Source organism: Treponema sp. UBA753, from assembly GCF_002297325.1.
Classification (GTDB): Bacteria; Spirochaetota; Spirochaetia; order Treponematales; family Treponemataceae; genus Treponema_D.
The window spans coordinates 1-14083 of record NZ_DBKJ01000025.1 but is presented as its reverse complement, the minus strand read 5'-3'; the positions used below and the strand labels follow the sequence as shown (position 1 = coordinate 14083).

Annotated in this window: 11 protein-coding genes; 4 read left to right on the top strand and 7 right to left on the bottom strand. The window is 38.6% G+C overall.

Annotated features, from left to right (window positions below; genetic code table 11):
• Window positions 1-27: 27 nt before the first annotated feature.
• A complete protein-coding gene (locus B4C08_RS01580; RefSeq protein WP_296662288.1) occupies window positions 28-1458 on the bottom strand; it encodes an MGH1-like glycoside hydrolase domain-containing protein in 1431 nt (476 codons plus the stop codon).
• A 146-nt stretch (window positions 1459-1604) separates the two neighbouring features.
• Complete coding sequence (locus B4C08_RS01575; protein ID WP_296662287.1) at window positions 1605-3500, bottom strand: hypothetical protein; 1896 nt, start codon at window positions 3498-3500, stop codon at window positions 1605-1607.
• Between the two features lie 63 nt (window positions 3501-3563).
• Between B4C08_RS01575 and B4C08_RS01570 the strand changes: the two genes are divergently transcribed.
• The 4 genes from B4C08_RS01570 to B4C08_RS01555 are packed head-to-tail and all read left to right on the top strand — an operon-like array spanning window position 3564 to window position 7526.
• The gene (locus tag B4C08_RS01570; RefSeq protein ID WP_296662286.1) at window positions 3564-5024 is read left to right on the top strand and encodes a tetratricopeptide repeat protein; all 1461 of its coding nucleotides are present in this window, start codon (window positions 3564-3566) and stop codon (window positions 5022-5024) included.
• Window positions 5025-5030: 6 nt separating this feature from the next.
• Window positions 5031-6218: a TraB/GumN family protein gene (locus B4C08_RS01565; RefSeq protein WP_296091802.1), complete on the top strand. Its 1188-nt coding sequence runs from the start codon at window positions 5031-5033 to the stop codon at window positions 6216-6218.
• Window positions 6219-6224: 6 nt separating this feature from the next.
• The gene (locus B4C08_RS01560; protein WP_296662285.1) at window positions 6225-6947 is read left to right on the top strand and encodes an SAM-dependent methyltransferase; all 723 of its coding nucleotides are present in this window, start codon (window positions 6225-6227) and stop codon (window positions 6945-6947) included.
• Window positions 6948-6950: 3 nt separating this feature from the next.
• Window positions 6951-7526, top strand: a complete 576-nt coding sequence (locus tag B4C08_RS01555; protein WP_296662284.1) for a shikimate kinase — start codon at window positions 6951-6953, stop codon at window positions 7524-7526.
• On the opposite strand, the gene B4C08_RS01550 is transcribed toward B4C08_RS01555, so the two are convergent.
• The 5 genes from B4C08_RS01550 to B4C08_RS01530 all read right to left on the bottom strand — a co-directional run bounded on the left by B4C08_RS01550 (window position 7523) and on the right by B4C08_RS01530 (window position 13917).
• Window positions 7523-8068, bottom strand: a complete 546-nt coding sequence (locus B4C08_RS01550) for an FKBP-type peptidyl-prolyl cis-trans isomerase (protein ID WP_296662283.1) — start codon at window positions 8066-8068, stop codon at window positions 7523-7525. The genes B4C08_RS01555 and B4C08_RS01550 overlap by 4 nt on opposite strands.
• A 3-nt stretch (window positions 8069-8071) precedes the next feature.
• Window positions 8072-8308, bottom strand: coding sequence for a NifU family protein (locus tag B4C08_RS01545; RefSeq protein ID WP_273353452.1), 237 nt, complete (start codon window positions 8306-8308; stop codon window positions 8072-8074).
• A gap of 73 nt (window positions 8309-8381) precedes the next feature.
• A complete protein-coding gene (locus B4C08_RS01540) occupies window positions 8382-10112 on the bottom strand; it encodes a cation:proton antiporter (protein WP_296662282.1) in 1731 nt (576 codons plus the stop codon).
• Between the two features lie 76 nt (window positions 10113-10188).
• A complete protein-coding gene (locus B4C08_RS01535; RefSeq protein ID WP_296662281.1) occupies window positions 10189-12225 on the bottom strand; it encodes a flagellar assembly lytic transglycosylase in 2037 nt (678 codons plus the stop codon).
• Window positions 12226-12255: 30 nt separating this feature from the next.
• Window positions 12256-13917, bottom strand: coding sequence for an Hsp70 family protein (locus B4C08_RS01530; protein ID WP_296662280.1), 1662 nt, complete (start codon window positions 13915-13917; stop codon window positions 12256-12258).
• Window positions 13918-14083 lie beyond the last annotated feature (166 nt).

The window sequence follows — 14083 nt, the reverse complement described above, 5'->3', positions numbered from 1 at the left end:
CTCTAAAAACATTCAGAGCGGAATATGTTACAGTTTGTCGATAAGCATCGAACATTTTCCGCTTGGAATAGGAAGCGTTTTTTTCTTTTGATCCAAAATATTGATTGTAAAATAGTAAAGTTTTTCGCTTTCCATCTGAATTTCCCAGCCGCGTTTGCTTTTGTTGCTGAGAATTGTGATAAGGTTTCGTTTTAATGAAAGCTTTTCAATTCCCATGATTTCAAGATTTGGAATAATCCAGTCTACAGTTTTTCTAGGAAGGCTTATGTTCAGTCCGATTACGTTTTCAATCATGAGAGCAACTGTTGAAAGTCCGGTAAAATGCAAAAAACGTTTGCGTGGAAAATCTTTTTCGCTTCGGCAGGTTGCAGGACCTTCTTGGCATGGAAGATATGCTTCGTACAAGTCGCCTTTCCGCTTTGAATCCGCTGGACTTAATGCTTCGAGAATATAATACAAATGCCGGATTGAACATTCGCGTGCAAATGCGTAACGCTGGTATTTTTCAAGGCCCTTTATAACCATAAAATTGAATGGAGCCAAAACAGAGCCTTTGAATCCTTCTCCGTTTTCTTTAAAATCAGGACTATCTGCGCTTAAAGTAGGAAATGGATGGTCTGTGCCGAATGTCTTTGGATTGTTCAAATGCGCAATAAGAGTGTCCGCTCTGTCCGCATTAGGAAGTTCCGCAAGCAAAGGCCAGAATCCGGCTATAGTTTTTTGCGAAAGACGCTGTTCATTTTTGTCCAAATCGTAGTAAAAACCGCTTTCTACATCCCACATAAGGCTGTTTATTCTGGTTTTTAGGCTGAAATACATTTTTTTATACTGAAAGCTCAAGTCCTTGTCATTCAGAATATCGCCAAGAGCTGACATGTGCGCCATATTGATTGCCATGCAGCTGTTGAAGTCGACCGGATAAAATGCGCCTTTCCGCGGAGAATTGAACATTGTTGAACATTCGTGAGGAACTGAATAAAGTCCGTTTGGCTGTTTGAAAGTTCTGTCAATCCATTCCATGTATTTTTGCAGTACCGGCATTACTTCTTTTATGCGGCGTTTGTTTGCGCTTTTGTGATACAAATTGAATTCAGCCCAGGCAAAAAGCGGAAGTCCTATTCCCTCTGGATTTTTTTTGTCAATAATGGGACTGTTTGTAGCCGCGTCATATTTCCATCTGATTGCTCCGTTTTCTTCTTGGCGCGCGTAAAAATAATCTATGTTTTTACTTGCCGGATAATTTCTATTTGAGTAAACGAGGAAAAACGATGAAAAAATTGTTTCAAGCTGATCTAATATATATTTTCCATTTACAGGATAAACAAAAAGCCCTTCGCTGTCTTGTTCGCCTGTTTCTGTGTTAATCCAATATTCAGAAAGCCAGTTCCAAGTTTTATCATAAATATCTACAAAATCCTGATCATAAAAATGGATTTTAGGGAAATCACGTTTGTTCACAATTGCTCCTGCTGCTTTTTTTCAAAAAGTTGATATAACGGCATTTTGGGTAATTATAGCACATATTTCTTTAAAATGACAAAAAATAGTGAAAAAATTTATTTTTTTTCGCTTCAGTTTCGAGGATTTAGATTGGCAAAGAATTTTTACTGTTCTTCGGAAATTAAATTCGCCGCGTTGCTTTCAGAATTTGAAAGTTCCGGTGGATTTTCTTCTGCGGAAACTGGATTTTGTGCTTGTGGCTCTGCTTTTTTAGGCTCTGGTGCTGGCGGTTTTGGCAGCTGTGGAACTTTTGACAAATCTGCGGTTGTCTCAAAAGTTCTTGGGACATCATAGAAAAGCCTTATAAGTTCCATTTTTGACTTATGGCGCGATTTTATAAATAGCGAGCGTGAAGAATTCTGGTAAACATAGCCAGATGAATTGTAAGTTTCAAAACGCGGGTCAGTTCTGAACATTTGGCTTTGGATTTCAATTTTTCCGTGGAAATTAGGAATTCCATTCAGCATAATGTAATGCGTTAGCGACAACGGGAAGTCTATAAAAATATTTGCTGTGTTTGCCGGTTCCTGCGTGTAAAAAATCGATTTCGCGCAAGTCCATGCCCAAACACAAGTGTTTCCGTACCAGCCAAGAATTTCTGTGTGCGGATAAAAATAATTATTTTTTACTATAATAGGATAAATATTTGCGATTGTCCTTATGCTTGCGTCTGCTCCAGAAAGGCTTGAATAAATCATTAAATTTCCGGCTTGAACCAGAACTTTGTTTTTCTGCAAGTTTCCAAGTTTTTGCAAAGCGTCTCCAGTAAAGACCGTTTCATAAATATCCATTGAATTTTCTGCATCTTTTTGAATTTTTATAATTCCATTTTCAATTTTGCAGTTTTCCTGAATTGAATTTACGCAGTTTTCTAGTACGGCTTCAAGCGGCTGAACGAGCGCGGAGTCTTTGTTTTTGAGGTTTGCATAGACACTTATAATTCCGGCTGCCTGAAACGGAGAAAATTCGCTTGCCTTTGAAACAGTTTCTATGAGATTTTTTATTGCTAGAGATTTTTTTTCGCGCAAAATATAATCGGAAATTCCTTCGACTGTAAAAACTTCCGCCGAATTCGACTGCACAAGAGACGCATATTTTTCAGTTTGAACTGAAAGGCTTCTGCTCATTGAAACGAGATTGTCAAAATACGGAGAAGAAATGTAAGTGCGTTTGTTTCCCTTTTTGAACGAGTCTGGAATTGAATCGATTGCCTGATTGTATTTTCCTTGTGAAGCAAGTTCCGCAACATAAGCCGTTATGTCTATTTCCGAAAGCGAGTCGATTTTTGCCTGCGCCAATGCAGACTGAATTTTTTCAACAAGGCTGTAGCGGATTTTTGTTGTAAGCTCCTTGATTTCGCTGTCGTTGGTTCCTTTAAGGTCGGCAACAAGATCAAATGTGAATTTTTTTGTAGGATTGTAATGCGAATATTGCGCCGCGGAATCTTTTTTTGTAAATGCAATTTTTTCCGCGCTGAATCCGTGGGAGGTAAAACTGAAAATTCCGTCTTTTGAAGTAACAAGAATGTTTGTCGGCGAAACATTTTCTGTGCTGTAAGTTTGCGCAATTTTATATGGAAGGAAAATTTCCGTGCAGTTTTCAGGCGGAACTGCAAGAATCGAAAGCGCAGCTGAATTTTCTTCATCCTGAATTTGGCGGAACATTATGTGCGCGCCTCCGTTAAACGAAAATTCCACGGAATCAGCCAGCTCTTCATAGGATTCAAGGAAAAGAGGCCTTAAGTTTCCGTTAGAATCTTTTGCAGTCACCGGATTTTTGTCGTCTGCTGAAAATGTGATGCCTTTAAAAGATACTTTTATTTGATTTTTTAAACTTGTCCCGTTGTTTTCTGTTTGAATCTGGGAAATTGAAAAATTCAAGTCTCCCAAAGATTTGGAAAATACAGAGTTGGACTTAAATTGAATAACAAAAATGCCGACAATAATAGCTGAATAAAGGAGTGTAAGTCCAAAAAACTTTCTTACAGGATGTTTACGCATAACTTTGCTATTTTATATTTAAAAAGTGTAAAAGGCAATAAGCATTCTGGAATATGAGGAATTATGAAAAGTTCGGTAAAAACTACATTGACGGAGCTTTTGGCTGCGGTTGTTCTTGTTGTGGCAGTTGCTGTTATTTTGAGCATGGGGCTTTCTTCTTGCGCTTCAACTGAAAAACCTGTAGAGCCGGCTCAAGCTGCTGAAACTGAAAAAAAATCAGAAACAAAGAAAAAAGCTGAATATTCAAAAACTGATTTTATGGAAGATTTGCAGTCGGTTTTGAACAAAGACGGACCAGAAGCGGCTCTTTCCCTTTATGAAACCAAGCTTCCGGCGAAATATGCGGATGATTTTGATTTGCTTTTTTTAAAGGCTGCGATAAATGTGAGCGCGGAAAATCTTGATGAGGCTCAGGCTCTTTGCAATGAACTTTCACAACGTGATCCACAGAATGATGATGTTGCGTCTCTTGCGGTTGCAATTGCAAAAATGAAAGGCGACAATGCCGAGCGTGCAAAACAAGTCAATTCGCTTTTGGCAAAAGACAAGCTGAATTCCGCCGCAAATGTGGAGCTTGGCGAAGATATGTTTTTAAAGAAAAACTACAAGCAGGCAAAAATTTATTATAAAAGAGCTTTAGTCCGCGAGCCTGAAAATATTGATGCTTTGCGCGGTGCTGGACAATGCGACTATTATCTTGAAAATGATGATGAAGCTGAAAAAACTTTCAAAAAAATTCTTGAGATTGACCCGAAAAACACTCAGGCTTTTTTGTATTTAGGAAAACTTGCATACGCTGCAAATGAATATAAAATCGCTTCTGATTATGCAAAGCAGGCTCTCGATACAGATTCTGAAAACTATGAATGCAACATGGATTACGGAATGTACGAGCGTTATCTTGGGCACTATAAAAATGCTGAAGCTGCCTGGACAAAGGCAATCGAAATTGAACCGGATTATTTTTTAGCTTACGCATACAGAGCGGGGCTTTATGATGAGCAGGATATTTTTGCAAAGGCAATGGCAGACTACAAAAAAGTCATTGAGTTGAATCCAAATTATTACTACGCTTACGAAAGCCTTGGAATTCTTGCCCTTCACGAAGAAAATTGGACAACTGCGCGCGAAGCTTTTATGAAGTGCTATGATTCCAACAAGAATAATATTTCTTATCCGCTAATGATTACTTACTGCTATTACAAAGAAGGCAACGGAACTGAAGCAAAAAATTTCAGCAATCAGGTTCTTAGAAAAATGGACAGAAATTCGATTGAATATTCTATGCTCCGGGTTTTCCATGATAGGGCTGGAGAGCGTCCTTTGCCGCAGAGAATTTCAGCAATGACGAATAGAAATTTGCAGGGAAAAATGTACTATTATCTTGCGCTTTTTTATGATATGTTTGGTGGAACAGAACTTGCCAATGAATATTATGCAAAGGTTGTCAGCATGAACAGCCCAATGTTTTTTGAATTTCGTTTGGCAGAATGGAGAACAAAAGGAAAAGTTCCTTTAAAATAATTTTTTATGGAAGAAAACAAGTCAACACAAAAAATTCTTGAGCTTAATGGAAGAAAATTTATTCTCATTGGCACAGCGCACGTTTCAAAAGCTAGTATTTCAGAAGTTGAAAAAGCTATTGAAGAGCAGAAGCCGGATTCTGTTGCAATTGAGCTTGACGAAAACCGCTTGAAAAACATGGAGGATAAAGAGTCCTGGAAAAAAATGGACATAATTGAAATTCTCAAGAAAAAACAAGGATTTCTTTTGCTTGCAAACATTGTCCTTTCAGCTTATCAGAAACGAATGGGAGAAGACGCTGGAATAAAGCCCGGAGACGAAATGGCGGCCGCAATCAAAAAAGCTAAGGAGCTTGGAATTCCGCAAATAATGGTTGACCGTCCTGTAACAGTTACGTTGCGCCGTGCCTGGGCAAAAAATTCTTTTATGGGAAAATGCAAACTGCTTTCTCTGCTTATTGCCACTGCTTTTTCCAAGGAAGAAGTTTCAGAAACTGAAATTGAAAATTTAAAGCAGTCCAGCGAAATGGATACAATGATGCAGGAACTTTCGTCTTATCTTCCGGCTGTAAAAGAAGTTCTGATTGACGAACGTGATTTTTATCTTGCTTCAAAAATTTGGTCTTGTCCCCAAAAAAATATTCTTGCGGTTTTAGGAGCAGGACATTTGCCTGGAGTTTCTTCTCATCTTGAAAAAATTGCGGCTGGAAAAGAAATTCCTGATGTAAGTGCAATTGAGAAAGTTCCAGAAAAATCAGCTGGAGCAAAAGTTGCTTCTTGGATAATTCCGATTTTGATTTTGGGACTTATTGCTGCTGGCTTTATTGTAGGCGGAATTGAAAAAGGCGCGGATTTGATTGGAAGCTGGGTTTTGTGGAATGGAATTCTTGCGGCTATTGGAGCTGCTGTTGCAGGCGGACACATTCTTGCAATTTTAGCTTCTGCTGTTGGAGCGCCGTTTACTTCGCTTTGTCCGTTTATTGGAATTGGATTTGTTTCTGGAATTGTTCAGGCTCTTGTAAAAAAGCCGGCGGTTGAAGACATGGAAAATTTGCAGGCTGATGCTTCGAGTTTAAAAGGCTTTTATAAAAATAGAATTCTTCGCGTTCTGCTTGTTTTCTTTTTGTCTTCAATTGGAAGCAGCATTGGAACTTTTATTGGCGGCGCAAGTTTTATTTCAATTTTTACACGGTGATTTGCAATGGAAAAAATTGAGCCTGCACTTTATCTTATTCCTGTAACTTTGGGTGAAACTGAATACCAAAAAGTTCTTCCTGAATATAACAGAAAAATTATCCTCGGAATAAAAAATTTCATTGTTGAAAACCGGCGTTCTGCAATCCGTTTTTTAAAGCTTAGTGATTCATCTATTGATATTGATTCGCTGGAATTTCTTGAACTAAACGAGCATTCAGACCTTGCAAAAATTTCAAATTATCTTGATCCGCTTTTAAAGAGAAAACTGCCGATGGGAATTATTTCAGAGGCTGGATGTCCTGCTGTTGCCGATCCGGGAGCTACTGTTGTTGAAATTGCGCAGAAAAAAGGCTTGAAAGTTGTTCCGCTTTCCGGTCCGTCTTCGATGATTATGGCTGTAATGGCAAGCGGACTGAATGGACAGAGTTTTGCTTTTAACGGCTATCTTCCTGTTAAGCCGAATGAACGTGCTGCAAAAATAAGGCAGCTTGAAAACCGCGCTTGGAATGAAAAACAGACTCAGCTTTTTATAGAGGCTCCGTATAGAAATTTAAAGATGCTGGAATCCATTTTAAATTCTTGCCGGAATGAAACCCGGGTTTGTGTCGCCGCCGGTCTTACAACTGAGCAGGAATTTATCAGGACGCTTTCTGTTGCTGAATGGAAAAAAACAAATGAGCCGCCTATAAACAAAGTCCCAGCAATTTTTTTAATTTACCGGGGATAAAAATTGAGCATAATTTTAATGGGCATTAAGCATTGCGGAAAATCAACTCAAGGTCGCATAATAAGCAAAAAACTCTCAGTGCCATTTTTTGACACAGACGATGTGATTTTTGAAATGACAGGAAAAACTCCTAGGCAAATTTATACAGAACTTGGAAATGAAGGTTTTCAGGAAGCTGAACAAAAAGCTTGCTTGCTTTTGCAGGAAAAAATAAATTCTTCCGCTAAAAAAAATGCAGTTATAGCGACTGGCGGTGGAATTTGCACAAATAAAAAAGCTCTCGATATTTTAAAAAAAATAGGAACTTTTGTTTTTTTAAAGACTCCAGAAAGAATTGCTAGTTTTCGTGTTTTAAGGGAAATTTCTGTTGCTCAAGACGGAATGCTTTTAAATGTTCCTGCTTTTATAGCAAAAAAAAATCCACGTTCAATAGTCGATGCAAAAAAAATTTTCCATGACTTTTTTATTGAACGTGAACTTATTTACGAACAGCTAGCTGATGTTGTTATTGATATGTCCGGCTCTTCAAAAGAAGCGAACGCTGCAAAAATAATCGAAACTGTTTCTGCTAAATTTTAATTTTCGCAGCCGCAGTTTCCATCGCAGCCGCCACATCCTCCGTCAGAACATTCGCCTCCACAGCCGCCACCGCAATTTCCGCCGCAACCGCAAGATGGTGGATTCAGTTCTTCTTCTGTTGCGTTGCGCACGTCTGCAATTTCAACTTCAAAATGAAGCCGTGTTCCAGCAAGCTCGTGGTTTGCGTCAACTGTTATTTTGTCATCACTGATTTTTGTAACATGCACAATCTGCGGTCCGGAAGCAGTCATTGCCTGAAAAGCCATTCCAACTTCTATAGGAACTCCGTCTTCAAAATTTGAACGGTCAACATCTGTAACAAGTTCTTTCCTGTATTCTCCGTAGCCGTCTTTTGGTTCAAGAACTACGCTGAATTTATCTCCGGGATTTTTTCCTGTTAACTGCTCTTCTAGCTTAGGCAGAAGGTATCCGCGTCCGTGAACATAATCCAAAGTTTTTTCAGTGGAAGAATCTAGGACTGCTCCTTCATCATTTTTCAATACATAATGGATAGAAACATATTTGTCATTTTCAACTGTCATTGCTTAGTCCTGTACAACTTCGGAAATTTCGGGGCAGGTTTCTTTTAAGTAGCGTTCAATTCCCATTTTAAGAGTCATTGTTGCCATTGGACATGATCCGCAGGCTCCAGTGAGTTTTAGATGAACTTTATTTTCATCATCGATATTTATAAATTCCATGTCGCCACCGTCTGCATTAAGTTGCGGGCGGAATGCTTCCAAAGTTTCTTTTACTTTTGCAATGAGAGCTTCGTCTGCCATTTCTACCTCTAAAATTTTATTTTTCTAAAGATACAAAATTTGGCAGATTTATGCAATGATTCGTTTTTTTTGCTTATGCCATGTTTTCGAGCTTGCGGTTTATTTCAAGAATTCTTGTGTGAAGATAATGATCAGCGGCGAATTTTTCCATAATGCCAAGAGGCTTTCCATCGTTGTCTACAATTGGCATTGATTCTGTGTCTGCGTCGCTGAATTTTTTATAGACATCAGGAAGTGAATCTTCAGGGCTGCAAGTGCAAATCGGCTTATCCATAATATCAATGGCAAGAAGCGTGTCTGCAAATTCTCCAATCATTAGAGTTTCTTTTAAATGCTCAAGCGTGATTATACCTGAAAGTTTTCCAGTTTCACTTGAAGCGACTGCAAATGACTGATTGTGGTGAGTTTCAAAATTTTTAAGAATATGGCAAATTTTTTCTGTTTCACTGACAATTGCATGGCTGTCGGCGCAACATATTTTTTCACTTCCCCAAGTAACATCTTTTACTTTTGAGGATTTTAAAATGTCGTCTTCTGTTATGGCAAGACCAACTTCGCCGGCTTTTGTAACTCCATGTTTTACACAGACTGGACCAATTAGCTGTACGATAAAAGTTGTCGCCGTGATTATCAATATTACGGACGGACCAATTGAATTTTCAAAATCGTTGCTTGCTGCAATACTGAGTCCGATTGCAACTCCGGCTTGGCTTAGAAGACACCATGGCAAAAAATCGTGGACTGTCTGAGGAGCTTTTGTTATCTTTGCACCAAGACGTGCGCCTATTGATTTTCCTAAAGTTCTTCCTGCAACATAGACAATTGCAAGAATTCCCAAGACCGGCGTAACAACCCAAATATTCAGTTTTGCGCCCACAAGCACAAAAAATAAGACGTAAATCGGAGGCGTGAATTTTTCAACTAGGCTGAATATCGGGCGTGTTTTTGCAGGTGCGAAATTTACCATAAAAAATCCCAAGGACATTGCAGCAAGAATATTGTCAAGCCCTAAAATTATGCAGATTCCTGTGGAAAGAAAAAGTCCTCCAAGCCCGAATGAAAGAACTCTGCCTTCATCTTTCATAAGGTTTTTTACAACAAAAGTTACAAGCGCGCCAAAAATGCTTCCGGCTATGATAGAACCAAAAATATCTTTTGCAATATTCAGCATCTGCATTCCAAACGATTGTCCTTGTCCGCCAAGCAAGGGCGAAACAACCGTAGATGCGACTGCGTACAAAATCAGTGCGACTGCGTCATCCATTGCAACAATTCCAAGAGTCGTTGTAGTTAAAGGTCCGCGCGTTCTGTATTCCTTTAAAACATCAGTTGTTGCGGCTGGAGCTGTAGCGGCGCATATTGCACCAAGAATCAGTCCGAAAGAAACAGCGGTCTTGAAATCTTTCATAAAAATGTATGCGACCAACGTGACGAAAATTCCAACTACAAAAAATGGAGTTACAGATTCGCCGATTAAAATTCCAATGAACTGTTTGCCGTATTTTTTTATTACATCGATTTTTAACTCCGCACCGATTAAAAATCCTATTAGAGAAAGCGCGATTGTATTTACGGGATTCAATGCGATTATTGTTTCAAGACGCAAAATTTGAAAGCCAGAAGAGCCGATTAAAATTCCGATTACAATATATCCTACGACTTGCGGAATTTTCAGCTTTTGAAAAATGCGTCCGCCGAGCGCGCCAAAAAACATGATGATTCCGAGCAAAAGAACAAACTGCGTTCCTTGCAAATGTGAAAAATGAAATGCCTGAGGCAGAACTTGTGCAAACGGGTCAGTCATAATTTTGTCTCCGTTTATAAAATTAAAAAGAATAAAAATATTTTTAGAGCTTTTTAAAGCGCAATGTATTCTAGTTTCATTTCATAATTTCTTCAACAACTTGCGATGTGCTTAGTCCGTAATAAAGATAGCCGTACATCGCCGCCGCGGAAACAACTTTGCGTCCGTATTCTCTTGTTTCAGAAAATGGAATCGCTTCTAAAAATAAATCCTTTGGCAAATTTGAAGTTCCGAATTCAAGGTTCGCGCTTTTTACCCAGGAACGCACTCTTGAAATTCCGCCGTTGTAAGAAAAAGTTGCAAGTATGGAAGAGCCGTCAAGCCTGCGCCTGAGTTCTTCAAGATAAAATGAGCCGAATCTTATATTTGTCTCGCTGTCTGTTAAATCAAATTGCGCTACTTTAAGTTTTCGTGCAACGTCTGCGGCGGTTCCTTCCATAAGCTGAGTAAGTCCTTTTGCGCCGGCGTTGCTTTTTGCATTTGGATTAAAAAAACTTTCGCTTCTGATTAATCCGTAAAGAAGATATTCCGGCTGCGAAAAATCCTGACAAGATTTTTGAACGCTCTCTTTAAAATACTGCGGAAATGAAAGTTCCAGAAGTTTTTTTTGAAAAGGCTGATCTTTTGAAAATAATCGTCTGGAAGCAATTCGGATGCTTTCTTGTCCTTTTCCGCACTGACTTAGAAATTCTGCAATTTTTTCTGCGCATTCGATTCCGATTTTATCTTGAAGTTTTTGGTATTCAGGATAAATAAATTCTTTAAGTCCGAAGTCTGCATATCCAAGCAAAAGTTTTTCAGCTTGAATGTCCGGCTGAATTTCTTTTTTGTTTCCTACTGAAAAAATAATTTCTTCTGCTTTTGTTTTGTCCAACTCCAATTTTTCTATTGCAAGAAATCTGTAGTATAAATCGCTTCCGCTTTGAAGTGCCTGCGAAAAAAGCCTATGTTCTTCTTCTGATTTTTCTTTTGAAGGCTTGATAAAATTTTCCTGAATGAGCCGGGCAGAAATATATGAATACTTTGCAGAAATTTCCGGGCTTGCTTTTCCATAAATTAGATCTGCAGTTTTAAAAAAATCATTCCAAGCATGAAGCGAAAGAAGCCTCACAGAAAGTGTCTCAAAAAAATCATCAAAGTAAGATGGGGTTTTCCATTCATCTTTGTATTGAGAAATCGCATCGATTGTTTTTGGAACTGAAATTCTTAAAAGGCAATTTAAATAATACCAAAGCGCATTGTCAAAATTTGCGTCCGACAAAGACTCTTGCATTGCAAGAACAAATCTGTTTAAAGCTCTTGTTTTGTAGGCATCTGCTTTGTCATAAAGCCGCCCTGAATAAAAGTCTGCGTAGAATTTGCAATCGTCAGGCAAACTGTTTTTTATGGAATCAAGATAAATCGCATTTGAAAAAAAACTGTTTGAGCCGTATAAAAATGATTTTCCTGCATCGCTTAAAATTTGCGGAAAAAGAAATTTTTTATTTTCAAGAAGTGATTTTGCATTTGAATATGCGGCGACATAATTTTTTGTAAAGACATCGGCACGCAGCTGGATAACTTTTGATTCTTCCGTTTCTTCGGATTTGAATGTTTCGCAAAAAAGCTTGTAATGCAAATCTGTAAATGTTCTTGATACGCACCATTCAAAAAATTCCTTGCTGAATCTTGAGTCGCTTTTTTTATGCATTGAAGAAAGCCTGTAGTACGCGGTTTCATTCAGGCAATTTTTTAAATCGATTTTTTCTGTAAAGCGGATTACTCTTGCATATTCCTTGTTTTCAAAAAATTCTTTTGCGGCTGCAAGTTTTGTCTCTTCATCTGGAAATTTTTTGTACAAACTGTAGCTTCTGTTTATGCGTTCCTGAACATTTCCAAGCTGCGAAAGTTTTTCCATTGAACGTCTTGCAATTAATGGAGACGCTTTTTTTTCAGCTTGCTTTAAAAGATGTTCCGCCTGACGCTGGTTTCCGTTTTCAAGAGAAAGAAGCGCCATAAAATATGCGGAATCTTGTCCATATTTTTTTTGCAGAGAATTATTTTGTGCGCATCCAAATCCTGTAAAGCTCACCAAGACAATCAGGCAGGAAATAAATACACGTACTTTTTTCATCAATAATATAAAAAACTAAATGCCAAAAAATTACTCCGCCGGAATAAGAATCCAATGCCCGGAAATAATGTGGTCAGGATTTTTTATGCCGTTATAATTTGCAATTCGCTTGTATTTCCAAGGAGTTTTATAGTAGGCATTTGAAATGTCCCACAAAGTGTCTCCCCAGACAATTTTGTAGCGAATGTCTTCAATTGGTTCTGGAGCCGGTTCTGGCGGTTCTGGCACAACAGCTTCTGGAATTTCTGCAATTACAATTTCATCTTCTTTCGCAGGAATTGGCTCTGGTTCAGGCGGAAGCTCTGCAATTTCTGTTTGCTGATTAATTTCTTCAGAAGGAAGATTTGTTACTTGTTCCTGTTCTGAAATTTTTTCAGTGTGCTTTCCAAAAATATTCAGCTTGGATGGAATTACAAAAAGCACAAGTAGTGCCGCAATCACGCAAATTATTGCGCAGACCACGCAGATTATTACAGGCGCTTTTGTTTTCCTTTTTATTTCGTCTTCCTCGCTATATGAAGATGACGAGCCTTGCATTGTTTCTTTGTCATAAAGATTGCTGAACATATTTGTGTTTGGCTGAAACGTTGGATCTTTTGGCTGCTCTTCGTTTTCTTGCGGAAGTTCTGACTCATCGTCAAATTCCGGCGGAAGAGAAAAATCCTCATCGGAAAGAGACTCTTCTGTTTTTTCATCCTCAAAATCTGGAAGTGAAAATTCTGTGTCATCAAAATCAGGCAGCTCATTGCTTTCTTCTGAAAGTTGAGTTTCATTTTCTTTCGGTTCTTCATCTTCAACTGATTCTGTGCTGTCAAAATCCGGAAGGTCGTTTATTTCTGTCTGGTCATCTGGAAGTTCAACTTCCGTGTGGTCAACGTCAATCACATTGTCTTCTGAAGGAGCTTCTGAAATTTCCTGCTCTGGAATTTCTTGTTCTTCTGCTTCAATTGGCTCGTCTGTGAATTCTTCTTGAATGCTTGTGTCCGGCTCTTCAAAAACTTCTGTGTCGAAATTTTCTATTTCCTCAATTTCAGGATGAAGCTTTGTGTTGTCCGGCACAAAAGTTTTGTCGTCCTCTTCATCAAGAAATGAATCCGCAGAAATTTCTTCATTTGCATCTGAAGGAAACTCTGGAAGGTCCAAACTGTCCTTGCCAAAAATTTCTTCGTCCGCAGAAGATTCTGGTGAAGTTTGCGGCTCAGAATTATTCAGGTCGTCAAAGTGAAAGTCGTCGTCATTTGTTTTTTTTGCCTGCTCTGCAACAAAATCTGCAAGTCCGGCATTTGCAAGATCGCTGTCAGAAATTGTAACTGGCGCATCTTCTTCCTGGGAAATTTTTTCTATCTGGTTTGCCTCTGAATGAGTGCGGGATGCGAGGGTAACTTGGATTTCGCTTTTCTTTCCAGTTTCAAGGTCACGGATTTCTGCGGAAAGCTCGTTGTTTTTGTCCACGTCGATTGCAAGGCACAAAGTCGGCTCTCCGTTTTGATGCGGATTCAAATTTGTAATTTCAAGTGTGTCCACATATTCTGCGCCTTCGAGCGTTCCAGTTTCTGTTCTATATACGTCAACCTGAACTTTTGTTTGGTTGTCCATGACCGTCGTTAGGTCAATAGTTTTCTTTTCTGGATTTCCTTCTTCCAAAAGCGGATAGAAAGTTCCGTCTGCGAGTTTTATTCCAATAGACTTCATATTGCACCCTCTGAATAAAAAGATTCCCTTGTTCTGATTTTCGGAAAAAATAAAGCGGATGTTTAGGAAAAAAGTTTTGTTTAATGCCAATGAATAAGCAGAAAAAAATTAACAAAAATTTATAAAAGTACTTGACAAATCCCGGGGGGGGGGTACAATAGAGACT